The sequence below is a fragment of the Nostoc sp. genome (assembly GCF_036916575.1).
Lineage (GTDB): Bacteria > Cyanobacteriota > Cyanobacteriia > Cyanobacteriales > Nostocaceae > Nostoc.
On sequence record NZ_JBALGC010000152.1, the window covers coordinates 50577 to 74715 of the forward strand.

Consider the following 24139-nt stretch of genomic DNA (forward strand, 5'->3'; position numbering starts at 1 on the left):
AAAGAGATTTTTCGAGTCACCTTGAAAGGGCTACACCTAAATCATTAGCAATATTTATAGAAGTCAAAGTCGAAACTTCGTATTTTACTTTTAGTGTTATTGTTTCTTGCTTAGAGATGTAATCATAAATAAAAGATTATATGAATTATAGATTTATTGCTATTCAATAGTACTTACTTAGATAGTTGGCTGCGATACATAAACTTTTACTTATACCTGCAATCTAATATTTATTTAATAATTTCCCTTTTGGAGTTAACCATTTTGTTTTAAAAGCAAGTAAACTAATTTGAACAAGGGAAAGTTACCTCCTCGGTAGACTTCAGTCAATTAATATAAGTCATTAGGTTTATTAAAGATAGTTGATATTGCCTTTTATTCAAAAAAAGGTTGAATTGGCACGACTATCATAGCTTGATATATCTATTGATAATGCAAGATAAATTTGTTTATCTTTGCCTAATTTGTCATAGCTATAAACAATAAAATTCATTTTGAAGGAGACTTGATGACAAAATTTTTTAATCAAATTTCCCGCCGTAAGTTTATCTTAACTGCCGGAGTATCTGCGGGTGCTATGTTCCTGAAAGGCTGTTTAGGAAATCCTCCTGACAACCTTACTGGTAAGAACTCTCAAGTTGTCCCAACTGCTCAGACAGTTGCTAATATTAGCCCTGAACAAAAACCAGAAACTACGAAAGTCAAGCTGGGATATATCCCGATTGTAGAAGCTGCTCCTTTAATTATTGCTCAAGAAAAAGGCTTTTTTGCTAAGTATGGTATGACTGATGTTGATCTTTCTAAGCAAGCTTCTTGGGGTTCAGCACGGGACAATGTAGAAATTAGTTCTGCGGGGGGTGGTATTGATGGCGGTCAATGGCAAATGCCAATGCCGCATTTAATTACAGAAGGTTTAATTACTAAAGGCAATCAAAAAATTCCGATGTATGTGCTGTGTCAGTTAATTACACATGGTAACGGAATTGCGATCGCCAATAAGCACCAAGGTAAAGGTATCAGTTTGCAGCTTGCTAGTGCTAAATCTCTGTTAACGCAACTCAAATCCTCAACACCTTTCACCGCTGCATTTACCTTCCCCCATGTCAACCAAGATTTATGGATTCGCTACTGGTTAGCCGCTGGCGGTATAGATCCTGATGCAGATGTCAAGCTGCTTACAGTACCTGCGGCTCAAACTGTCGCCAACATGAAAACAGGAACAATGGATGCCTTCAGTACAGGCGACCCCTGGCCATATCGTCTTGTTGAAGAGAAAATTGGCTACTTAGCAGCATTAACCGCAGAGATTTGGAAGAATCATCCTGAAGAATACTTTGCCATGAGAGCCGACTGGGTTGATAAAAATCCCAAGGCAACGAAAGCGATACTCAAAGGCATCATGGAAGCACAGCAGTGGTTAGATAATTTTGATAACCGCAAAGAAGCAGCGCAAATTCTGGCTGGACGAAATTATTTTAATCTTTCCTCAGCGGAAATTCTTGCAACTCCATATCAAGGCAAATATGACATGGGAGATGGGCGCAAAATTGATGATAAATCAATGGCAGCTTATTACTGGAAAGATGAGAAAGGTAGTGTTTCTTATCCCTATAAAAGTCATGATTTATGGTTTATAGTCGAGAACGTCCGTTGGGGATTTTTACCACAAGATTACATCACGAATAATGCTGCAAAAGCTAAAGAACTAATCAATAAAGTCAACCGTGAAGATATTTGGAAAGCAGCTGCTCAAGAAGCTGGTATTACCGCTGCCGATATTCCTACAAATACATCTCGCGGTGTAGAAGAATTTTTTGATGGCATCAAATTTAACCCCGAAAAGCCAGAAGAATATTTGAAAAGTCTCAAAATCAAAAAAGTTTAGACGCGATTAATCGCGTCTGTACAAGCTAATCGCGTCTGTACAAGCCAAATGACTAATGACAAATAATCAAGAGAATAAAGCATCATGACAATAGCCCAAAAACGCCCTGTAACCCCTAGATTTAATAACAGCTTTATATCTCGTCTGCAAAAGCAATTTCCTGACATTGTACCGCCAACGATCGCGATCATCATCTTCCTAATTCTCTGGCAACTGTTCGCTTTCACTCCCGGGGCGACATTACCAGGCCCAATACAGGTTATTCAAGATACCTGGGTACTAATTTTCTGGCCCTTTTATGACAGAGGTGGCATAGATAAAGGTCTGTTTTGGCAAATTTGGGCCAGTTTACAACGAGTTGCTATCAGTTATACCCTAGCAGCGATTGTTGGTATTGGCTTAGGCATTTTAATTGGGGTGAATAAAACCATGTCCAAAGCTTTAGACCCCATCTTTCAACTACTGCGGACTGTACCACCTTTGGCTTGGGTTCCCATTTCTTTAGCAGCCTTGCGACAAAACGAACCAGCCGCTTTATTCGTAATATTCATTACCGCAATTTGGCCAATCTTACTTAATACTGCCGTCGGCGTTACCCAAATTCCCCAAGATTACAACAACGTTGCTAAAGTCCTGCAACTTAGCCGCAAAGAATATTTTATTAATATTCTGATTCCTGCCGCTTTACCTTACATTTTCACCGGCTTGAGAATTGCGATCGGTTTAGCTTGGTTAGCGATTATTGCCGCCGAAATTGTTATGTCCGGTATCGTCGGAATTGGCTTTTTTATCTGGAATGCCTATCAAAATAACAACGTTAGCGAAGTGATATTGGCTCTAATTTATATCGGCGTTGTTGGTTTACTTCTAGATAAACTCATGGGTTGGTTGCAAAACAAGATTTTACCAGCAGAACAGAAATAGTCATTAGTCAGCATAATTCGTAATTCGTAATTCTTACCCCACGACTGAAGCTGGGAACATAATTGAGGAATAAATTTATTTATTTCCATAACTAAAGTCAGGGGCTGATACCTTGAATTAGGAATTACGTAGCTTGCTCGCAGGCAAGTATTACGAATTAGTAATTATTTAGTCGCTGGTCTTTATTCATTTGTAAGAAACTAATGACCACGTACCAATAACTAATGACGAAAGACAAAGGACAAAGGATAAATCGAGTATGTTTGTAGCTGTTGATCAAATTGAAAAAGTTTTTGAATTAACTGGTGGTGGCAAATATATTGCCCTTAAAGGAATCGACCTCCAAATTAAAAAAGGAGAATTCATTTCTTTAATTGGTCACTCCGGTTGCGGCAAATCTACGCTATTAAATATGATTGCAGGTTTGGATTTGCCCACTGAAGGTCTTGTGACTTTAGAAGGACAAAGAATCATCAAACCAGGCCCAGACAGGATGGTAGTGTTCCAAAATTATTCGCTACTACCTTGGCGGACAGTTAGAGAAAATATTGCCCTCGCTGTAGACTCGGTAATGAAGGGCGTACCCGCTGCTGAACGCCTAGCCATTGTTGAAAAACATATAGATATGGTGGGTTTGCGTCCCCATGCTGATAAGCAGCCGGGAATGTTATCTGGGGGACAAAAGCAACGAGTTGCGATCGCCCGCGCTTTAGCAATTCGCCCCAAGTTGCTACTATTAGATGAACCCTTCGGTGCATTGGATGCACTCACACGCGGTAATTTGCAAGAACAACTCATGCAAATCTGCGAAGAAAATCAAGTCACTGCTGTGATGGTTACTCATGATATTGATGAAGCGGTGCTGTTGTCTGACCGAATTGTCATGCTAACCAATGGCCCCGAATCCAAAATTGCGGAGATTTTGGAAGTGGATATTCCTAGACCCCGCAAACGGATGGAAGTTGTAGAACATCCTAGCTATTACAGCTTGCGGAGTGAAATGATTTACTTCCTCAATCAGCAGAAACGCATCAAGAAAATTCGGGCGCGGAAAACTGCGGATATCGCTCGTCATGGATTGGAAAAAGTTAATCTAGAAATTGGCTTTTTGCCGCTGACTGCTTGCGCCCCATTGGCTGTTGCTAAAGAGAAAAATTTCTTTACCAAGCATGGTTTAGATGAAGTCAACCTCGTGCGGGAAAGTAGCTGGCGCGGCATCGTTGATGGCATGACTGGCGGTTACTTAGATGCGGCTCAAATGCCTTCAGGAATGCCGATGTGGTTAACACTGGGAGGACATAATAACCAACCCCTGCCTGTTGTCACCGCCCTTACCATGACTCGCAATGGTAATGCCATTACCTTAGCAAAACGTTTTTACGACCAACGTGTACAAACCTTATCAGACTTCAGAAATCACCTGATTCTCACCCGCGAACAAAGACACACAATGGGGCTAGTGCATCCCGCATCCATGCACAACTTGCTACTGCGTTACTGGCTAGCCGCTGGTGGAATTGATCCCGACTTTGACGTTGATATGAAGACCATTCCCCCAGCGCAGATGGTAGCCGACTTGCAAGCTGGAAGTATTGATGGTTACTGTGTCGGCGAACCGTGGAATTACCGCGCCGCTGTTGAAGGTGTTGGCTTTACCATTGCCACCGACTTAGAAGTTTGGCTAGGACACCCCGGTAAAGTTCTCGGTGTACGAGAAGATTGGGCAGAAATTTATCCAAATACCCATATTGCCTTAACCAAAGCTTTGTTAGAAGCTTGCCAGTATTGTGCAAATCCCGATAATTCCCAAGACATTCGCCAAATTTTAGCAGGGCGAGAGTATGTCAGCACTGATTTAGAATACATCCAACTCGAAGATCCAAATAATAATAGCTGTAGCTTAGACCATCCTCTGCGGCAGTATGCCCATCACCAGTTTTATTCTGAGTCTGCCATTAACCGCCCCAGCCGCACCGAACAAATTTGGATCATGAGTCAATTGGCGCGTTGGGGTGACACTCCGTTTCCTAGAAATTGGGTAGAAGTTGTGGAAAGGGTATGCCAAGTTCGTGTCTTCAGCACTGCTGCACGAGAATTAGGTTTAGATATTAGCTACATTCGCCAACCCATCAAACTGTTCGATGGTACTCCCTTTAACGCCGACGATCCAATAGCGTATCTCAACAGTTTGCAGATTAAGCGTGATTTTTCAGTCGCGGAAGTTGTTCTTGATGCACCTAGAAGAAGACTCGCTTCATAAAAAAATCGTGAAAGAAAGAGGGAGTGGAAGAAGTAAGACATCATGCGCGAACTGCTGAACTCCATTAATGAACCTCTGAACCTCATTAATGAGTCTTTGAACTCCATTAATAAACCTCTGAACCTCATTAATGAGTCTTTGAACTCCATTAATAAACCTCTGAACCTCATTAATGAGTCTTTGAACTCCATTAATAAACCTCTGAACCTCATTAATGAGTCTTTGAACTCCATTAATGAACCTCTGAACCTCATTAATGAGTCTTTGAACTCCATTAATGAACCTCTGAACTCCATTAATGAGTCTTTGAACTCCATTAATGAGCCTTTGAATTTCATTAACAAACCTCTAGCTAGCGGCGAGTAGTCCCCAATCCCTAATTCCCAGCCCCAAGCCTTAATACCCAAATACCAAATACCAAATACCGTGCAAAACCGCAACTCAAAAGCTACAAACACACTAGGAAAATCATTAGCCACTGCAACCACTAGCCACAGACCTTTCCTAGAAATTAAAGACGTTAGCAAAGTCTATCCCACAAAGAAAGGCCCCTTCACCGTACTCGATGGCGTTAACCTTAACGTCGAACAAGGCGAGTTTATTTGCGTCATCGGTCACTCTGGCTGCGGCAAATCGACGCTACTAAATATGGTATCCGGTTTCAACTTTCCTACTTCCGGGCAAGTGTTGTTGGAAGGAGAACCCATTACCAAACCAGGCCCAGACAGGATGGTTGTCTTCCAAAACTATGCCTTGCTACCTTGGCGAACAGCTTTTGAAAATATCTACTTAGCTGTTAACGCCGTTTATCCCAACAAACCACAAGCCCAGAAAAGAGCGATCGTCCGCGATCATTTGGCAATGGTGGGACTAGCTGATGCGATGGAAAAGAAACCAATGCAAATGTCAGGCGGGATGAGACAAAGGGTTTCTATTGCGCGTGCTTTGGCGATTCGTCCCAAAGTCTTAATTTTAGATGAACCTTTTGGGGCTTTGGATGCAATCACCAAAGAAGAATTACAGGAAGAATTGCTCAAAATTTGGAACGAGAATCGCTGCACAGTGCTAATGATTACCCACGACATCGATGAGGCATTATTTTTAGCAGATAAATTAGTAATGATGACTAACGGCCCTCATGCAAAAATTGGCGAAGTCATGGAAATTCCCTTTTCTCGTCCACGCGATCGCGCCCGGATTATGGAAGATCCACAATATTACCAACTGCGTAATTATGCCCTAGATTTCCTCTTTAATCGCTTTGCCCATGATGATGTCAACTAGCAGCTTTTCAATTTGATCAAGGTTAGCGGGCTGCATTCACGCCCGCTTTTGACATTGCTGACGTTTTGTGCTTTGTTTGCTTATATTTGGTTTGCGATCGCTTTGACCCGATACCATAAAAGAAAAGTGGTGACTTTTGTCAACCACTGGCGTCATTGGATATAAGAAAATCGAACCAAATCTTAAATATGAAAGTTTATAAAGAAGATTTGCAATGGGCTGCTTCCCAAGGTTTAATCTCCCCGGAACAAGTGAATGCACTTTGGGATGCACTGTCTGAGCGTAACAGCGATCGGCCTCAATTTAATTTTGCCAATGTAGCTTTTTACTTTGGCGCGTTGATTGTGATCTCTGCCATGACTTGGTTTATGGTACTGGCTTGGGAGTCGTTTGGCGGTGGCGGAATTTTTCTTTTAGCCAGCATTTATGCCTTTTGCTTCGTCATCATGGGTAGAAGGCTGTGGTTCGACCAAAATCTGAAAGTTCCTGGAGGATTGTTATTTACAATCGCAGTTTGCATGACTCCCCTAGCGATTTATGGACTGCAAAGATGGACAGGATTTTGGATTCAAGCCGACCCGGGAACGTATCGTGATTACTATCATTGGATCAAAGGCAGCTGGTTTTTCATGGAAGTGGGAACTATCATTACAGCTTTAGTTGCACTCAAGTTTGTGCGGTTTCCGTTTTTGACTGCTCCCATTGCTTTTTCGCTGTACTTCATATCGATGGATTTAACACCACTGCTATTTGGTAAAACTGATTTTAATTGGGAGCAACGACTATTAGTTTCTATGTGGTTTGGTATCGCGTGTTTAATCGTTGCGTACCTAGTCGATATTCGCACTCGCAGGCGGGATGGAGATTTTGCTTTTTGGCTGTATCTGTTTGGATTAATCTCTTTCTGGTTTAGTCTTTCTTTCATGGGAGACAGTAACGAATTCCAAAAATTTATATATTGTTTGATTAATTTAGGCTTAATGGTGCTGTCGGTGTTGTTGAGACGAAAAGTTTTTATTGTTTTTGGGGCAATAGGTGTATTTGGATATTTCGGATACCTTGCCTATACAGTTTTTAAGAATGCTGTACTATTTCCGATTGTGCTGACTATTCTGGGAATATTTGTGATCTATTTGGGTATTTTGTATCAACGCAACAGCCAAGCTATTGAGCGTTTCTTTGAAGGCTTACTACCACAACAATTGAGACAAATTTTACCGAGAGATTAAAAGGGAACTAAAAAAGATGTGGAAACGCCAAGACGCAAATAGGGATATCCTTATGTCCCCTTTAAGCATTAGCTCTATTACAATACAGATGTCCACTGTGCTGTCTATCCACGTCATACCAATTCTGTATGAAGATGCGCCAAAACTATATAAGAAACGAACCGCGAAGGCCGCAAAGGACACAAAGAAAGAAAGAAAATTAGGCGCAGCCTCACAAAGAAATGGTATCAATCCAGAAGATAATCGATGAGTAATCAACTACAAGACTACAATCCTAGCGTCGTAGGTGAAATAAATGGCAACCTCTTAGGTTTGCTCTGCGATTACGAGTCTGCAAACTTGATTGTCTTTGGTGTGCCTTGGGAAGTCACGACCCTTGGAAACGCTTTGCGGTTTTCATGCGCTACGCGCTGTACGTATCTATGCGCCCTTTACGGTTCCTTCCTCATATAATTTGACGCATCTTCATACAGAATTGGTATAACCATAGTTGATGTTTTAGATAAAAGTTTGATCGCCGCAAAATATCTAACTTTTTGTATTTGATTTTAATATTGTTGTGTACCGCTATGTAACTTGATAGCTGTAGCTTTTTACATTGCCCAGCTTCTATCCCAGATTCCTGTATATAAATATGCCAGAAACTAAATCAAGTCCTCATACACATACAGACACATCAACCAAAGCTGATACCTTGGCTGGCTCTGTTGTCTCCTCTTCTACTCCTCAGCAAATCTACGATGTTGTAGTGGTTGGCGCTGGTCCAATTGGGTTAGCAACTGCTATTGGCTTACGTAAACGTGGGATTGAAAATGTCCTTGTCGTCGATCAAACTCGCGCCTTTCGTGAAGTTGGACAAGGATTGGATCTTCTCCCCAATGGATTAAAAGCTTTAAAATATTTAGATCCTAACGCCTACGAAGAAGTCAAAAAAACTGGACTTGATTTCTTGAATCCCAAGCAGTTTAATGGTCAGAAAATTATTGAACCTACTCAAGACCAACAACCGACAAAGACTTCACCTCAATGGGTTTACAAAGATTTACAGGGGCAGATAATTCGGTCAATCTCGCTTAGTTTTGATGACTGGTTTAAAAATTATGGTGAGGGTCGAGTATCAATTTCTTGGTACGATTTGCAGACAACCCTCAGACAGCTACTTCCCCAAGACCGAGTTAAAGCTAATCACCGTTGTATTAATGTTGTGAATGAGCCGGAAAACGGTTGTGTCCGCATAGATTGTGTAGGTGACACAGGAATAAAAGCCAACCCTTATGCGTATTGGACAGAGGCGCAGAAATATAATGACACGCAGCCCCAAAACTCAGATGTTGCCCCCCAAGAATTAGTAACAAAATCGATTAGAGCTAAACTAATTGTTGCAGCAGACGGGATTAATTCTACAATTCGTAGGCTACTTTACACAGATACTCAATACCATGATTTTGCCCGACCTGAATACTCTGGGTTTGCAGCTATATTTTGTAGGGAAGCTGAGGTAGCAAAGGAACTGTGGACGAAACTAGAAGAAGATTTCTTTCAAGACTCAACAATTATAACAATCACTAATGATGAAATATCTAGAAATTCTGTTTGTATAAATAACATTAGGATAATTTTATTTCGTAGACCAACTGGTGAACTAGGGTACATAATACATCTTGCTTTACCTTTAGACTCGTTGCAAGGAAAGTCTGAAAGTTCTTTAATTGACTTAGCTCTCCAGGAGTTCGAGAAGGCAGGCTTTCCTGATGCACTTAAGGAATTAGTACGTATATCTCCTCCTGCCAAGATGCAGCAGCGTCCATATTATGTTCACCATGCTACCATTTCGGATTCTCTACAAGTTTCTAACCCTACCAACCTCGATACTGAACCCGATCCTACCAAAATTCCACCAGCCTGGAGTGTAGGGCGAATCGTATTAGTTGGCGATGCCGCACATGGAATGCCTCCCTTCATGGCTCAAGGAGCTAATCAAGGATTTGAAGATGCACTAGTAGTTACAACACTCATCACTAAAATTGCCAAGGAGAATAACTGGGATGATCCGCAAGCTATAGCCAAAGCCTTCGAGAAATATGAATGTCTTCGTCGCCCATTGATGGCATATGTCCAACAGGCAACATTAAAGCGATCGCCCTACTCGTCAGACAAAGAGTGGCAAGAATACGCTCAACAGTTGTATTGCCGCAATTTCGATCAATTGATAGAGGGGCTGTTGTAGATACGTAGAGCAGGAGGCAGTCCTAACTCATGACTCCTGACTTAACATGAATTCGACGGCTCATATAGTGTCCGCCTAATTAGCTGAATTGAAAAGACCTCTCCCTGATTTTACTACGTAAAACCGTCCCTCTCCAACGGGGAAAGGGTTAAAATGCAGATGTCCACTAGGCGGCGTGCTGTCTATCCACGTAAATCCAGAACATAGGCGATGAGTAATCAATTAAAAGACTACAATCCTAGCGGCGTAGGTGAAATAAATGGCAATCTCTTAGGTTTGCCGTGCGATTATGAGTCTGCAAACTTAATTGTCTTTGGTGTGCCGTGGGAAGTCACTGTTTCCTATGGTGCAGGCACTGCTAATGGGCCACAGCGAATTCTTGATGCTTCGACTCAACTGGATTTGTTCGATTTCGATAACCCTAATGGTTGGAAACAGGGAATTTTTATGGTGGAAATTCCCCAAGATATTTTAGAGAAGAACACATACTACCGCGCCTTGGCAGCACAAATTATCGAGCGATTAGCCCAAGGTAAACAACTCTCAGATACACCAGATTTAACTCCTGTGCTGACAGAAATTAATCAGGCTTGTCAACAGGTTAATCAATGGCTGTTTGAAAATTGTCAAGAAGCAATTAATAATGGTAAGCAAGTTGCAGTCATTGGTGGAGATCACAGTTCACCTTTAGGTTATTTCCAAGCATTAGCGGCTAACTACGCAAATTATGGCATTTTGCACATTGATGCCCACGCAGATTTACGTAATGCTTATGAGGGATTCGAGTTTTCCCATGCGTCTATTATGTTTAATGCGATGAAAATACCGCAAATTTCCAAGCTAGTGCAAGTGGCTTTGCGTGATATTAGTCATGATGAAGTGCAAATGATTGACCAATCTGATAGTCGCATTATTGCTTATTACGACCCTGCTATTAAGCAAAAGCTTTACTCTGGAACAACTTGGATTGATTTATGCCAAGAAATTATCAGTCATTTACCTGAGTATGTTTACATTAGCTTTGATGCAGATGGTCTAGATCCAAAACTCTGTTCGAGTACAGGTACTCCTGTTCCAGGTGGGTTGGAATTAGAGCAAACTTTTTGTCTGTTCCGGGAATTGGTCAATAGTGGGAGAAAAATTATTGGCTTTGATATCTGCGAAGTCGGTGATGCTGAGTGGGATGGTAATGTCGGGGCACGGGTAGTTTACAAGCTGGCAAATTTGATGCATTTATCTCAGCAGAAAACTTGAAGAAGAATTCACACAGAATGAGGTAATCTCTGGTAGAACTTTCATTTTTTGTTTTAAATCCAAAAATACCATTTCAGAAATTTAATCTTGCCATTCCCAAACATCAAAGTTTATCTACATGCCGAGAGATATTGGTTGACCGTTCCTTGCCGCTTTTGCGAGTAAGTCACGGACTTCTTCATCTGTAGTTTGGGGAAAGTCTTCGTACCAAAGACCAACGCTGTAGAAAGGGCTGGGTGTCGAGACGCAAGCGATTTTATCTACCTTAGTTTCTAACTCTTGGCAAGTTTCAGGTGCAGCCACAGGCACAGCAATCACAATCTGAGTCGGTTGCTGTTTTCGCACAGCCACAACAGCAGCCGACATAGTTGCACCTGTGGCTAAACCATCATCTACCAAGATCACCGTACGTCCCTGTAAATTTTTTAAGGGGCGATTCCCTCGATAAAGCTGTTCCCGCCGCTTTAACTCCCGTTCTTCTTGCATCGCAACCCTAGCAATTACTTCATCGGATATCTTCACCAGACTGATAATATATTTATTGACTATTCGCACACCACCAGAAGCGATCGCTCCCATAGCTAGTTCTTCTTGATTAGGCACACCCAATTTACGTACCACCAAAATATCCAAGGGAGCATTTAACGCTTTTGCAACCTCAAAGGCAACGGGTACACCACCCCTTGGTAGCCCTAATACTAGAACATTTGGGCGGTTAGCATAAACGGCTAACTCCTTAGCCAAAACTTGACCCGCAAACCTCCGGTCTTTAAATAGCATGGTGTGATACTCCTGATGATAATTTTCAAAAAAATTAAGTATTTACACGTATTCGTCCTCGGCTGCTCACTTCAAACAACGGATCGAATTCCAATGGGAGTTGAGAGCAAATATTATTGATCTCGCCACTGCTAATCCCTTCACTCAATACCTCCATGACAACATGTGGATAATGAACAGCATCTGGAACCTCTACACTTTCTCTTCGGCTGACTCGCCCAAAAAATTCATTTAGAGAGAAGCGTTCTCCAGATCCTGTATATTCATGTCGCAGATATTCTGCAATGCCTCTTGGCACTTGGGTAGCACTATTCAAAAGTTCACATCCAGCGAGGCGTCCTGCCAGCGTCTTTAGAGTAGCACGGGTTGCAAGTTCTGCATCACTACGCGAACTCAGAGGGGCGCGATTTTGCACCTGTCCAATAAATTTATCCTGTTGCATTTCCCCTCCAGATTTGTGTTAATGCATGACTTGTTATATTTCAAATGTTCTGAACTGATCTTAGAAAGCTAAAAATTCCGTGTCCTCTGACTAACGACGCGATATCTTCGATCTAAAGTTCTATCAAACGGATGAGTTAATTTTTATGGAGGGAGATTTTCGCATGGGCTGATGAAAATGATTTGTAGGCAGCTTAAGGTAGGCTAGAGTGAAGCAGGAGCCAGTTAAGTTTTCTCCCCCTTGCCAATGTTTGTTATGAAATTTTTACTGATTACTTTTTTAACATTAATTCAATAACTGATTACTTAATCACTGGCAAATGCAAAAATCTCTGAAAATACCGTGCTAATTCAATTGTTAACCCTTCCTCTGCCCCTTTTACTTGCATTGTGTTGATATTAGCTTTACATTATGCCTTAATTGTAAATATGAGATAATACACCATATCCTTGTTCGTCATCTAATGCTTAGTTTACAGACAAAAGGTGAGCAAATTTACCAAAATAACACTCTGGAGCAAAAATTAATACCGTAGAATAACTGAATATTGCTCAGACATTTTAAAATTAGAAATAGGATTTTTTAATGATCAGCTTAAGTAATTCTGAAAACAGTACAGTTAACACCATAACGCTCACTAAGAGACTGGCAAGGGCGATGAGGCTTTCTGGTGGAGAGTTTTCACTATTATTAGTGTGTTGCAACTCTATTCAAAGGCAGCAGCAAGTGCTGAATTTGTTAACAGAATTTTTATCAGCAGATATCCACGAAATCGTGCTCTCACCTGGGGCTGACAAACTCTACACAGCTATTACAACTGAAATTGGTGCTACTCAACCCGAAGCTTTGATGGTACGGGGCTTAGAATCTGTGGTGGCAATTAACCAACTAATCATCAGTACCAATATCATGCGAAATGAATTTCGCAAACAGTTTCGGTTCCCCTTGGTGTTGTGGGTCAATGATGAAATTCTGTGCAAGCTAGTCTGGCTAGCACCCGATTTAAAAGACTGGGCAGCCAGTACTATTAGATTTGATCTACCTAATAATCAGTTAGTTAAATCGGAACAACAAGCGATCAGCGCCTAATATTGCCTAAGATTACTTTCAAAACCTTGCATCCGTTAGGTTGATCCGAGCAAAACCTAAGCTACATTTTTGTTGCATTCTTTTCTAAAATTACTCTTGTTGAACCTTGGCTTACCAAGGTGAGGCAAAAAGCGTTGCAAGGTTTGTTCGCAAGGTATTTTCCAAATTCAGTAGATCGAAAACTTTTGTAAGTTGACGGAAGAATAAGGGTTTTAGCCGATGGTTTGGGACTAACACAAGCGTTCATTTGTGATTGCAGCAGAGTTAATTGACAACATAATTACTCGAACAGCAGATTATAAAAGGATTCTAGCGAATTCTATACACTGGCTAAAATGAGCGGTTGGTAAGGCTTCTAGAAATCTTTTCGATCTACTGAAATTAGAAGATGGTAGGGAGCAATGCGATTTTGTCAGGTGCTAAAAATTGGTAATATAAGCTACCTAGATTTGGAGCGATCGCTACTTAGAAAAGATGAAAACAGGAAACTCAAGCCCTGTTTATTGAGAATAAGCCTTAGTAAGCGTTTTTATATTTAATTAAACCCACCTACTTAATGAAGCCTGAGCTTCTGAGTTCTTACTTGATTCCTGTAGGACTATAGGGCGTTTTGATTGAGTGCATCTTCATCCAGAATTTGTATAAGGAACAAACAATCAGTAGATTAGCGTCTTGTCTTTATGTCTGTTTCCGAACACAGATACTAAATTAATTCCAAGTGGCGAAGTTCTGGAATTATATACTTTATTATCTATTATTAGGTGGAGACTATCTCTTAGTTCTATTTTACTATGAAAATCATGCTAAAGAACTACTTTAATACCAATCAAGCACGAACTTTTACTGCTTTGATTTTGACTGGAATTTTATCTGTTGGTAGCGGTTCAACACTTATCAAAGGGGCCACAGCTGCTTCTGCAAACTTTTTAATAGAAACAAGCATGAAGTTGTTAAAGACAATGTTAAACCAAACCGCTTGCCACGTCCAGTAACTAAGGCGGTACTGCGAGATTTAACCCGCAAACAGGGAATTTTAACCAGAGAACTGCAAATTATTGACTATAATCAACAGACTTGGCGTAATGGTTGTTTGGAACTGCCTCAACCTGATCAACTCTGTACCCAAGCGTTAGTTCCTGGTTGGCGGCTTGTGGTGTCCAATGACAAACAAAACTGGATTTATCATACTAATAGTAACGGGCGATCGCTACGTTTAGCTTCGGCAAACACTTCTTCAGATAAATTACCCGAATCAGTAAAAAATGCTGTTTTGCAAGCCGCCTCTAAACGTTTGCAACAGCCAATTTCTCAGCTAACCATCATTCAGGCTCAACAGCAAACTTGGAGAGATGGCTGTTTAGAATTACCTAATGCTGATGAATTGTGTACCCAAGCTTTGGTATCAGGTTGGCGGGTGGTTGTTAGTCGAGGTGAACAAACCTTGGTTTATCATACCAATCAAACAGGTTCTGCAATCAGGCTGAATCAAAAGGCTAGCTCAAGTCCACTGACCCCTGTGCGAATTCCAGTCAGCGAGTTACCACCACCATTAGCTCAATATGTAGTATTTCGGCAAATTTCCAGTGGTGGTTTTGCTGGCAGAACTTATGAGACTGTTTTACTCAAAGATGGGCGATTGATTCGGGTGCGGATTGGTGATGCCAATGATTCTGAGCGTAGTGTTCGCCGCGTTTCTGTGCAACAGGTGCAACAATTTCAAAGCTTTTTAGAACGTTCTAAATTTAGTAAGTTCCGGAATCTGAGTTATCCAGCGCCTAGTGGTGCTGCTGATTATATCACGTACACTCTCACCAGCCAACAGGGTACAGTTCAGTACAACGATATTTCTCTAAATAACCTGCCAAAAAGTTTACAGACAATAGTCAAAGCTTGGAATCAGCTCGCAGCTAGCGCCAAATAGTAAACCTCAGTGATCAGATTAAATAGTGATTGTTTTAGGGCTTACAATCGAAATGATCGCTATTCATGCTGATTGTTCATAATTCGATCATGTCTGTAGCCAAATGATGAAAAGGTTTGTAAAGTGGTGTATTAAGTTTTATTCTTGGTGGAATATTCGCCAAAGCAGAAAGTCTTTTTTGTTTGCCTTTATAGTTATCTTGAGTGTGGTAGCTACGGTGATGCTATCGTTCCCCTTGAACGCTCAAATTAATCTGCCGCGAACACCAGCATCTGAGTTAAGGGGGGTGTGGCTAACAAATATTGATAGTGATGTGTTATTCGAGCGCGATCGCCTTAAGGGATCTTTGCAACGTCTTGAGCAACTCAATTTTAACACTATATATCCGGCGGTTTGGAATTGGGGATATACATTGTATCCTAGCAAAGTTGCAGCCAAAGTTATCGGGCGATCGCTCGATCCTACACCCGGACTAAAAGGACGAGATATCCTCAAAGAAATTGTTGATGTGGGACATCAAAAAGGGTTAACAGTGATTCCCTGGTTTGAATTTGGCTTCATGGCACCAGCTGATTCCCTATTAGCTAAAAATCGTTCCCAATGGCTCACCAGTCGCAGCAACGGGACTCGGATTGTCAAAGAAGGGACACATAATCGCGTTTGGCTAAATCCCTTTCGCCCAGAAGTACAACAATTTATCCAAGATTTAATCGTTGAAATTGTCAGAAACTACAATATCGATGGGATTCAATTTGATGACCATTTTGGCTTACCATCAGAATTAGGGTACGATGCCTATACAGTGGCACTTTACAAAAAAGAACACCGTGGTAAATCTCCCTCCAAAGACTTTAAAGATCCAGAATGGGTGCGCTGGAGAGCTAACAAAATTACCGAGTTTATGAAACGGGTATTCAAAACCATTAAAGCTACTAAAAAAGATTGCCTAGTTTCTGTTGCTCCTAATCCCCAGCGTTTCTCTTATGACTTTTTTTTAGCAGACTGGCAGAAGTGGGAACGGTTGGGAATTATTGAAGACTTAGTTTTGCAGGTATATCGGGATGACTTGAATGTTTTTATTAGTGAATTAGAGTATCCAGAAGTGAAAGCGGCGAAGAACCATATTCCAGTGAGTGTGGGCATTATGGCTGGGTTGAAAAACAAATCTGTAGCGATGCAACAGATTCAGACACAAGTGCAAAAAGTACGCGATCGCAATTTTGCTGGAGTCTCCTTCTTTTTCTATGAAACCCTCTGGAACATAAGCAAAGAAAAGCCACAAGAACGCCAGATTGGTTTACAGAAACTTTTCCCCACACCCGTAGCTTATCCCAATTTGCTAGCAGGTTGGAAACCGTTCAGTTAATTTTCCTAACAACTAGAACTTACGCATTGTGATAAAATAGCGTCATTGCGATCGCGTAGCGTGTCTGAAAGGCATACACAGCGATCGCAAAGGGTAGCAATTTTACGTCCAAGCGCGTAAGTAACTAACTACTTGTCAATGAACACATCGCTTCACTAACTTACTCAATTTGCCTTCCCATTGCCCCCTGCTACCTCTACTAATTCACTGTTAATTAACCCAGCTACCTTTAGGGTGCAGCTTGCGAATACATGAGAATAGCACGCTTGTTTAGATTGTGCGTAGGCGAGCTTTTCGTAGATATCGCACTTTCATAAAAAGCAAGTTTTGTGACAAATCCTTTTGTATGAGGCTATAGAGAAAGTGTTCATTTTTCTCGATATTATTTCAGTAGCATCTCCATAAAACTAAAGTTAAATTTCATTTGTTTGTTGTCCACAAATTAAAACTGTATTGGGACTTGTTCAACCGATTACCAACAGAGCGAGCAAGTTAAAACTCCCAACTGATGGAGCCGACAATTGTTAAACGTGAGTTCGACGGAGCGAAAAAAGAGCAGGAGGTAGAGCAAGCAAGTCTTTTGGGTAAATGTCAATAGATGGTTTGTGAGGTAAATAGGTATAAGCAGCTAAACCAGCCATCAAATTAACCAAAAAGTTAAATGGACTACGATGACGAGAGTGTTCGATTTGACATATATTTTTCAAATGGTCATTAACCGATTCAATGACAGCACGTTTGCGTAACAGAATCTGATCAATCAGTTTTACCAAAGGATTCTTACAAAGTTCTGATGCCTTCGGCGGGCTACGCCAACGGAGGAAACCTCCGCTCAGACTTTGCGCTTTTTCATTTTCTTCTTAGATTTTGTGACTAACTGTAACCCTCGCTCATATAACTCCTCAAATAATTTTTGAGAGATGTATCCTCTGTCACCAAACAGTTGAGCCAGTGCGTTGGGCGGCTCTGCCGACTTGAAGCAACTGGCGTTACCAATTAAGTCCTTAGTCATATCTGGGAGTGGTTTTCGGTCATCTACGTTTGCTGGGGTTAGTGAAAATGCGAGTAATTCTCCACAATCATTAATAATTAAATGAAGTTTGAATCCAAAATGCCAGCCCACAGAATTTTTGCCCCATTTCACTAATCCTTTAAACACTTTGTGAACGTGAGTTCGACAGTTGTGACAAACATTAATTGGCGTGAAATCGATAAAGCTAATCCCAGTAATTTCACAATCACGTGTATGTAAAAAACAACATAACAGCCATTTTGCACCTTCGCGTAGCGTCTCGAAGAGAAGGCATCAATTCTACAAATCTGGTATAGCTCACCAAGTTGGGAAATGCCTTTCGCCAACTTGGTAGTACGTGCAATGTGTAAAATTCCTTAAAGGTTCGATAACCGCTACCATCAAAGGCTATGACTATTGTCATCACTTCTGATAAGCACATCCGTGACTTACTTCGACGCTCTCCTATTGTTGATGGTAGCTGTGGTATCTGCTGCCATAAGTTCTCCCACTGGTTACACAAGTCATCTAGATCACAGAATATTTGTGTGATATCAAGGCCAGATACAATGGTAGACATAGCGGAAAGTCTGAGCGGAGGCTTCCTCCGATCAGAACTTTCCAAGACAGCCGAGACGCTGATTTTTCTTAGATATTTTCAGTCTCGGCGTTTTTTTGTGCCTTTTTTAGTCATTCTCAATCAATCTTAGCGATCGCAACACCCGCCTAGTTTCTCATCTTTCATCTCTAGCAAGCTTTTTGGCGTTTTTTTTCCCGTCGAACTCACGTTAACTCAACTGCGGGTAAAGTCTTCTCACCTACCACTGTCACCCGTACAGTATTTGCATCAACATTTGTTACTGTGATTTCAGTAACTCTCGCAAGAGGTTTCTGTGAACGAAATGTGAAAGCCTCGCCCGACGGTAAACGTAATTGCCCACCAGATACATCTACAATAAAATTATTACCTGTACTGCGATTTGTAACTTGTAGTTGAGTACCAACAGGGGTCTGTAAAATCACCTCTACACCTTTGTCTGGAAAAAGAGCGTCTCGACAAAAGGCCGTTTCAAAATACTCTACGTTGAATAGATTGCTAAAATTGAGGGCAGCGCGAAAGCGATCATATCCGACATACACTACTTAATACTCCAAATACGTTGCAGGAAAAAGTGCAAATACTTGCAATAAGTGGTTGCGGTTCATTGCAATCAAATTCTCAGAATTCCCACGAAATCGTGCCCTGCACGGTAAATGGCTGACCAGGGAAAACACGCAGGTTATCACGGGTAGCCTCAAAGTAGTCCACATTAAATAGATTTTTAAAATTGAGCTGTGTGCGTAACTGCCGCTAAACGGATTTTTTTTGAACGCTAGACGGATTTTTTCTGCTGGATTTGGTATTCCTTGGGAGGTAAACTAAATTTTTTTCTAAAGGCTGCTGCAAAGTAGCTTTGGTTAACAAACCCAACGGCTTTAGCGACCTCTGATACTTTCATGTTTTTTGTCTTTAAGAGGTGATGTGCTTGTTCCAGGCGATAGTGATGCAGGTAGCTAAATGCTGTTGTGCCAAAACAGGCACGAAATCCCTACTTTAAGAGATAGTCATTTAAACCTACCTGTCGTGCTAATTCTATTAACGAAGGTGGATTATCCAACTGTTGCAATAAAATTTCTCTGGCAAGGTGAATTCTATTTACCACATCTGGTTTCAGGGGGAAAGGGTTGCTGTTGCCATTTTGAATTTCAACTTCCTGTGCAACCAAGATTCCCATTAACTCTAAAACTTTGCCTTCTAGATACATCCGTTTAGCAATACCCCTATAGGGACACTGCAAGATTTGTCTTGCTACAGTCTGCATGGCTTGTGTAGCAGTTCCAGAACGACAGCAATACTCCTGATCAGACTGTCGAATCAACGATTGTAATTCTGGCGGTAATTGCCCGTCTGGGTCGCCAACAAAGGAGCGCAGTAGTTGATTCGATAGTTCAGGTTCCATTTCAAAACCCACACCTAGAGCGGGCTGTATACCACAATCTATTGTCTCTTTAGGAGCTGAACCACTCCCATAAAAAATGTATTGTCCATCAGTGATCGCAGCAAGTTTATTCTGGGATTGTCCGGTAAAATTAAAGTTCCACTCAAAACCATGTTCACGTTCAGGGGCTTGGATGATAAGGCGATCGCTCAATTGTAAATTGAGGATGTTCAACACCAACCCCTCTTGCAGCTCAATTTGTCGCAAATAACCCTGTCCCAAAGATTGCGGGTATTTATAAACCACATCCATTGCATCACCAGGATCTGGGTGTTGAGAACGTTCGATAGTCTCCTGAAATAGTTCCCAATGGGCTTGCCATGAAATGGTGATAGTCATGCTGGCACTTCAATTCAGATAAAAAGTTTCAAGTCTTAATAAAAAATTATCTTATTAAGCTCTTTTCATCTGATTTTAGTGCCATTCGACTCAGAACACTATCCTATTCCCAAACGCCCAGCCAAGGCGGGAGTTAGGGGTAGAAGAGTAGTAATCATCAAAAATAGAGCCAAAAGCCCCAAAGCAGCTCTAGCATCATCAGGTTCAGTAATTTCATTCAAACTAGGGCGTTCTTGATCCCGTTGCAAAAAGAAAATCACGATCGCCCAGTACATGGCAATAGTATTACCCAGAGACACTAGCGCCAGTAAAATTAAAGTTGCTACTGTTGCCCGTCCTGCGGTTTTGCGTCCATAAATCGCCTGGACAATGCGCCCACCATCTAGTTGTCCTGCGGGCATTAAGTTCAAAGCGGTAATTACTAACCCCAGCCAACCAATCACCACTAGAGGATGAACACTTACCAGAGATGACTGCAACGCCGAACCCAGGACAACTCGCGCCAAACTTCCCACCAAAATCGACCCTTGGAAAAACTGATTTGGTAATTGAAATAAACTACCTGGGTGGGAAAGCAGCAAGCCAGTAATCAGCATCAACAAAGAGACGATACCACCTGCGGCTGGCCCTGCCAAGGCGATATCAAATAATACCTTGCGGTTGGGCAACAGAGATTCAAAGCGGGTAATTGCACCAAAGGAACCAATTTGCACTGCGGGTAGAAAGAAGGGCCAGCTAAGGCGGATTTGGTGACGTCGGGCAAGTAACCAATGACCAATTTCGTGAGCTACTAAAATCGTAAATATCCCAGCGCCTATGGGCAAAGCTTCTGTAAATCGCCCTGGATTGCTAAAGAAATCAAAATTCAGCAATAAGCCTGCTGCTTCTAAATTTGTGGCAATAGTTGCTATCAAAAGAATACCTGCAAAAGCTTTTTGCGATAACAACATCGGACGGGGATCATTGCGGCTCGGCAGCACAATCACTACAGGTCTGTCATCTGTGTTTTCTACTAAAAACAGGCGATATTGATCACCAAGACGTTCCTGCAAACTTGTAGTTAGACGCTTGTGAACCTCTTCTGGTTCTCCCCGCAGATTGCCTTTGAAAATAGCTCCATCTTGGTAGGCGATCGTTTCTGTGGCGAAAAACGTATCGATACCGAAAATGCCTTTAATTGCATTCAAGTCCTCTTCTGGTATCGGCGGGATTTCCGCTTTCAGTTCTACTACTGTTGGTTGTGGGGAATTTGCTTCAAGTGAGGAATTAGCGGCGAGTCTTTCCGTTGCTCGTTGCTTGAGGATGGCATCTTGCCCAGCTGCGCGTAACTGGCTGCCCAAGAAGATGTACAATCCAGCGGAAGTCACCACTAAGAACAATATACCCGCTATGTTGATGTAAATCCCTGCGGCAAACAATCCAAAAAACAGCAGCCAGGGAGTCATCAACACCACCGACTGTAACCAGGCTAAGATTCCCAGCTTACCAAAAGGTCTGGCGCGATAAAAGCCCCAACCTAAAATGCCTAAAGCTACCAGTAGGATTGCCGCCAGGATAGAAGTTTCTGATAAAGTAAACATCTCCAAACCTTTGCTATTGAGACTGAGCCAGAACAAGTCCGGTATTGCAGATACACTTATTAATGTATAACGCCGCCTGTAATCTGCCCAAATTATCCTGTTTTGCGACGCCGAATAGAGCCTTGGGACTACCGCAAGCGCTTAAAAATTATTGATATATTATGTGATCGCTCTCTTGTCCAATAATTACAGCCGATTTCATTTTTTTGAACCATATCTGTCGTCAAGGCACAGCAATGTTCCCTACTGCGTGGTCTATTTACCTAAAAATAGCTGTAATTTGCTCAAACTGTATTTGAGCGAAGTGGTCTTCTAAGTACAGTTTTGTGTAAAGACGTAGCGTTTTTAATGCAGGAGAACGCATTAATATTCTAAAAGAATGCATTGGCATTGCATCCGGATGCATTAACAATGCAAGCCAACGCATTGGCATTGCAAGCCGATGCATTGGCAATGCAAGCCGACGCATTGGCATTGCAGAATATTGCCTTTCTTTAATTCGCTACGAATTAATGAAATGCTGTATTAAGTCCAATAAAGAATTTCAGCACTTGTAAAGCGCCTAGTAATCTCACTCTCAAAAAAGCAACGCAACGCTTTCATTGTGTCCTTATCGTAAACGTACTTCGTCCCACCAAACTTATTACGCTTGACACTGCGTTTTGCCTCATCCATCTCTAATTTTGATTGCGGATACCAAGTTTGTAACACTTCTTTTGACCCAGGTGTGAACCGATGCGAGATTAATTCAAAAGTAAGGTCACAGTCAAAATCCAGTGCCTCGTTTATCTGGTCAAACAAAGAACTATAGTGCATCTGCCAATCGTCTATCGGCATAATTGGCGCGATCACTAAGCCGACTGGATAACCGCCACCGCCACGCTCTAATGGTAGCGCCAACCGTCGCAATGCATTCAGTCTGGATGCTACGGAGGCTGTGCCACCTTCAAACTTACCAGAAATCGGTGCTGCATTAACACTCATCCGACAGCGGGTATGCCCATTGTGTGGTAAGTCCAGTAATCCATCCACAGCATCAAACTTCGATACCCAACGTAGATGTGCATTAGTACGAGTGCCAAAGTAACGGATACATTCACCCAGACTTCCAGTTAAATGCTCAATACCCAATGGGTCTGTGTAACAGCTAACTTCAAAACTCGTGGTTTTCCCCTGTTGCTCGTAGTTAACTAAGTTGTCTAATATCTGCGGTAAGTTTGCAAAAACGCGGATGACAGGTGGCCCCGACAAGCTACCAGCTAGGTAGCAGTATTGACAGTGAGCCGGACAACCCTCAGCAAGGTGAAACTGCCAATCCGCAGAAGGTGGGATGGGACTCAGTTTAAAAGAACTAGGTGGTGCAGTAACCACCGCTAAGGTACGCTTGGCAATGTTGTAAGTATCCCGCTCAGACTCACCGCGCAGTCCCTTCAGGCGGTTTTGTGATAATTCTTCTATCGGTAAGTTGAGTGACTGCACACGTGCAAGAATCTGCTGCCCCCAAACCTCATCTAGGGCAGCAGGTGTAAACAGTACCCGTTCAGGTATCCACAACCGTGGTGATTTTGTTTGTGTCTGTGATACTGAAACCTGGTCTGTAATTGTATTCAGCAATATCGTTCTCCGTTATTTAGTTTGCTGATTTCTGCAATTAATTTTCAAGGACTTGCTTAATTCGGCGCTCTAACAAATCAAGATCCAAACTGCTTTCATCACGGCTAATTCGACGCACAGTCGAATTAACATTACCTAAATTTACCAATAAATCTTGAAGAATTTCCTGCTGCTGACGGGCTTGGGTAACCTCGCGTGGCTCCTGGACTAAATCACGCACAATAGTATCTTCAGCACGAGAGGCGATAATTGGATCACTTTGCCCTTGAATGTGAACAAAGGTTCGTCGCCCTGGGCCACGCTCCTCTTCTATTGGTATAACTGCTGTTACTTGGTCAGAACGCACATATTTGCCAAATCCCAAATGGACTAGTTCTGATGAGAGGATTTTCATATAATTGCGTAATTTTTAAGTCTTACTTATATTGTAAAATCTAAAATAGTGACCTTAAAGCTATAGCCCATACGGGTTATACCCAATTTAAAGTAGTAGTTTCCTGTCCCAATTCCTGCTTGATATCTCTGGTATCAGTCACACGATTCCTACCAGCTTTCGGGCTTGTTCTCGGGTTTCACCAACCTCAATAAACTCAAGTTTTAGGTTGGAGTCCTAACTTTGGGTTGCTAAGTACAGCATTTAATTACAACAGTTTTCATGTATTTGAACCACATCTGTCGTAGGGGCACAGCATTGCTCATTGGTGTCAACTTAAGAAAAAATCTGCTTTGAGAGGACGTTTTGCCCTCATCCCCTAACCCCTTCTCCCAACTTGGGAGAAGGAGAACTAGAGAATTTGCCCCCCTCTCCCAAAATTGGGAGAGGGGTTGGGGGTGAGGGTCAAACCTGGAAAGTTCGCCAAATCTAGCTTTCACGTTAAGTTGACACCTATGAGC

17 protein-coding genes and 4 pseudogenes are annotated in these 24139 nt (G+C 41.8%); 12 read left to right on the top strand and 9 right to left on the bottom strand.

Annotated elements, in window-relative coordinates; all coding sequences use genetic code 11:
- Positions 1-508: 508 nt before the first annotated feature.
- The 8 genes and pseudogenes from V7L29_RS34295 to speB all read left to right on the top strand — a co-directional run bounded on the left by V7L29_RS34295 (position 509) and on the right by speB (position 11063).
- A complete protein-coding gene (locus V7L29_RS34295; protein WP_334738284.1) occupies positions 509-1885 on the top strand; it encodes a CmpA/NrtA family ABC transporter substrate-binding protein in 1377 nt (458 codons plus the stop codon).
- Between the two features lie 84 nt (positions 1886-1969).
- Positions 1970-2809, top strand: a complete 840-nt coding sequence (ntrB, locus tag V7L29_RS34300) for a nitrate ABC transporter permease (RefSeq protein WP_334738285.1) — start codon at positions 1970-1972, stop codon at positions 2807-2809.
- A gap of 259 nt (positions 2810-3068) precedes the next feature.
- On the top strand, positions 3069-5069 hold the full coding sequence (locus V7L29_RS34305; protein WP_334738286.1) for an ABC transporter ATP-binding/substrate-binding protein: 2001 nt from the start codon (positions 3069-3071) through the stop codon (positions 5067-5069).
- A gap of 426 nt (positions 5070-5495) precedes the next feature.
- Entirely contained in the window at positions 5496-6353 is an 858-nt protein-coding gene (locus V7L29_RS34310; protein ID WP_334689547.1) for a nitrate ABC transporter ATP-binding protein, read from the top strand.
- Positions 6354-6541: 188 nt separating this feature from the next.
- Entirely contained in the window at positions 6542-7582 is a 1041-nt protein-coding gene (locus V7L29_RS34315; protein WP_334738287.1) for a DUF2157 domain-containing protein, read from the top strand.
- A gap of 246 nt (positions 7583-7828) precedes the next feature.
- Positions 7829-7954 (top strand): annotated as a pseudogene (locus V7L29_RS34320) (agmatinase); the annotation flags it as partial.
- A gap of 262 nt (positions 7955-8216) precedes the next feature.
- Entirely contained in the window at positions 8217-9809 is a 1593-nt protein-coding gene (locus V7L29_RS34325; protein ID WP_334738288.1) for an FAD-dependent oxidoreductase, read from the top strand.
- Between the two features lie 210 nt (positions 9810-10019).
- Positions 10020-11063: an agmatinase SpeB gene (speB, locus tag V7L29_RS34330; protein WP_334738289.1), complete on the top strand. Its 1044-nt coding sequence runs from the start codon at positions 10020-10022 to the stop codon at positions 11061-11063.
- 114 nt (positions 11064-11177) lie between these two features.
- Here the strand turns inward: speB and V7L29_RS34335 are convergent, their stop codons facing one another.
- Together V7L29_RS34335 and V7L29_RS34340 are read right to left on the bottom strand one after the other, a co-directional pair.
- Complete coding sequence (locus V7L29_RS34335) at positions 11178-11843, bottom strand: phosphoribosyltransferase (protein WP_334689551.1); 666 nt, start codon at positions 11841-11843, stop codon at positions 11178-11180.
- Positions 11844-11877: 34 nt separating this feature from the next.
- Positions 11878-12285 carry a DUF2267 domain-containing protein gene (locus V7L29_RS34340; protein ID WP_334738290.1) on the bottom strand — a complete coding sequence of 136 codons (408 nt, stop codon included), beginning with the start codon at positions 12283-12285 and terminating at the stop codon, positions 11878-11880.
- 585 nt (positions 12286-12870) lie between these two features.
- On the opposite strand from V7L29_RS34340, the gene V7L29_RS34345 reads away from it, so the two are divergent.
- From V7L29_RS34345 to V7L29_RS34360, 4 genes are all read left to right on the top strand, one after another.
- A complete protein-coding gene (locus V7L29_RS34345) occupies positions 12871-13374 on the top strand; it encodes a hypothetical protein (RefSeq protein ID WP_334689552.1) in 504 nt (167 codons plus the stop codon).
- Positions 13375-14174: 800 nt separating this feature from the next.
- Positions 14175-14366 carry a hypothetical protein gene (locus tag V7L29_RS34350; RefSeq protein ID WP_334738291.1) on the top strand — a complete coding sequence of 64 codons (192 nt, stop codon included), beginning with the start codon at positions 14175-14177 and terminating at the stop codon, positions 14364-14366.
- Positions 14351-15295, top strand: a complete 945-nt coding sequence (locus tag V7L29_RS34355) for a hypothetical protein (protein WP_334738292.1) — start codon at positions 14351-14353, stop codon at positions 15293-15295. The genes V7L29_RS34350 and V7L29_RS34355 overlap by 16 nt, the downstream gene beginning before the upstream one ends.
- Before the next feature lie 106 nt (positions 15296-15401).
- Positions 15402-16661: a glycoside hydrolase family 10 protein gene (locus tag V7L29_RS34360; protein ID WP_334738294.1), complete on the top strand. Its 1260-nt coding sequence runs from the start codon at positions 15402-15404 to the stop codon at positions 16659-16661.
- Positions 16662-17185: 524 nt separating this feature from the next.
- Here V7L29_RS34360 and V7L29_RS34365 read toward each other — a convergent pair.
- The 7 genes and pseudogenes from V7L29_RS34365 to V7L29_RS34395 all read right to left on the bottom strand — a co-directional run bounded on the left by V7L29_RS34365 (position 17186) and on the right by V7L29_RS34395 (position 23639).
- Positions 17186-18253 (bottom strand): annotated as a pseudogene (locus V7L29_RS34365) (IS982 family transposase).
- A gap of 209 nt (positions 18254-18462) precedes the next feature.
- Positions 18463-18711: pseudogene (locus V7L29_RS34370) on the bottom strand (AMIN domain-containing protein); the annotation flags it as partial.
- Between the two features lie 335 nt (positions 18712-19046).
- A pseudogene (locus V7L29_RS34375) lies at positions 19047-19247 on the bottom strand (helix-turn-helix domain-containing protein); the annotation flags it as partial.
- A gap of 15 nt (positions 19248-19262) precedes the next feature.
- Positions 19263-20051: an AraC family transcriptional regulator gene (locus V7L29_RS34380; RefSeq protein ID WP_334690735.1), complete on the bottom strand. Its 789-nt coding sequence runs from the start codon at positions 20049-20051 to the stop codon at positions 19263-19265.
- A gap of 98 nt (positions 20052-20149) precedes the next feature.
- Positions 20150-21631 carry a site-2 protease family protein gene (locus V7L29_RS34385; RefSeq protein WP_334690734.1) on the bottom strand — a complete coding sequence of 494 codons (1482 nt, stop codon included), beginning with the start codon at positions 21629-21631 and terminating at the stop codon, positions 20150-20152.
- A gap of 525 nt (positions 21632-22156) precedes the next feature.
- A complete protein-coding gene (locus V7L29_RS34390) occupies positions 22157-23179 on the bottom strand; it encodes a spore photoproduct lyase family protein (RefSeq protein WP_334738295.1) in 1023 nt (340 codons plus the stop codon).
- Positions 23180-23282: 103 nt separating this feature from the next.
- Positions 23283-23639: a hypothetical protein gene (locus tag V7L29_RS34395; RefSeq protein WP_273767601.1), complete on the bottom strand. Its 357-nt coding sequence runs from the start codon at positions 23637-23639 to the stop codon at positions 23283-23285.
- Positions 23640-24139 lie beyond the last annotated feature (500 nt).

Excerpts from the sequence above, each read along its gene's own strand:
- ntrB (WP_334738285.1), top strand. The coding sequence starts at position 1,970 with ATGACAATAGCCCAAAAACGCCCTGTAACCCCTAGATTTAATAACAGC.
- V7L29_RS34325 (WP_334738288.1), top strand. The coding sequence starts at position 8,217 with ATGCCAGAAACTAAATCAAGTCCTCATACACATACAGACACATCAACC.
- speB (WP_334738289.1), top strand. The coding sequence starts at position 10,020 with ATGAGTAATCAATTAAAAGACTACAATCCTAGCGGCGTAGGTGAAATA.
- V7L29_RS34395 (WP_273767601.1), bottom strand. The coding sequence starts at position 23,639 with ATGAAAATCCTCTCATCAGAACTAGTCCATTTGGGATTTGGCAAATAT.
- V7L29_RS34385 (WP_334690734.1), bottom strand. The coding sequence starts at position 21,631 with ATGTTTACTTTATCAGAAACTTCTATCCTGGCGGCAATCCTACTGGTA.
- V7L29_RS34345 (WP_334689552.1), top strand. The coding sequence starts at position 12,871 with ATGATCAGCTTAAGTAATTCTGAAAACAGTACAGTTAACACCATAACG.
- V7L29_RS34305 (WP_334738286.1), top strand. The coding sequence starts at position 3,069 with ATGTTTGTAGCTGTTGATCAAATTGAAAAAGTTTTTGAATTAACTGGT.
- V7L29_RS34360 (WP_334738294.1), top strand. The coding sequence starts at position 15,402 with ATGAAAAGGTTTGTAAAGTGGTGTATTAAGTTTTATTCTTGGTGGAAT.
- V7L29_RS34315 (WP_334738287.1), top strand. The coding sequence starts at position 6,542 with ATGAAAGTTTATAAAGAAGATTTGCAATGGGCTGCTTCCCAAGGTTTA.
- V7L29_RS34335 (WP_334689551.1), bottom strand. The coding sequence starts at position 11,843 with ATGCTATTTAAAGACCGGAGGTTTGCGGGTCAAGTTTTGGCTAAGGAG.
- V7L29_RS34350 (WP_334738291.1), top strand. The coding sequence starts at position 14,175 with ATGCTAAAGAACTACTTTAATACCAATCAAGCACGAACTTTTACTGCT.
- V7L29_RS34380 (WP_334690735.1), bottom strand. The coding sequence starts at position 20,051 with ATGACTATCACCATTTCATGGCAAGCCCATTGGGAACTATTTCAGGAG.
- V7L29_RS34340 (WP_334738290.1), bottom strand. The coding sequence starts at position 12,285 with ATGCAACAGGATAAATTTATTGGACAGGTGCAAAATCGCGCCCCTCTG.
- V7L29_RS34295 (WP_334738284.1), top strand. The coding sequence starts at position 509 with ATGACAAAATTTTTTAATCAAATTTCCCGCCGTAAGTTTATCTTAACT.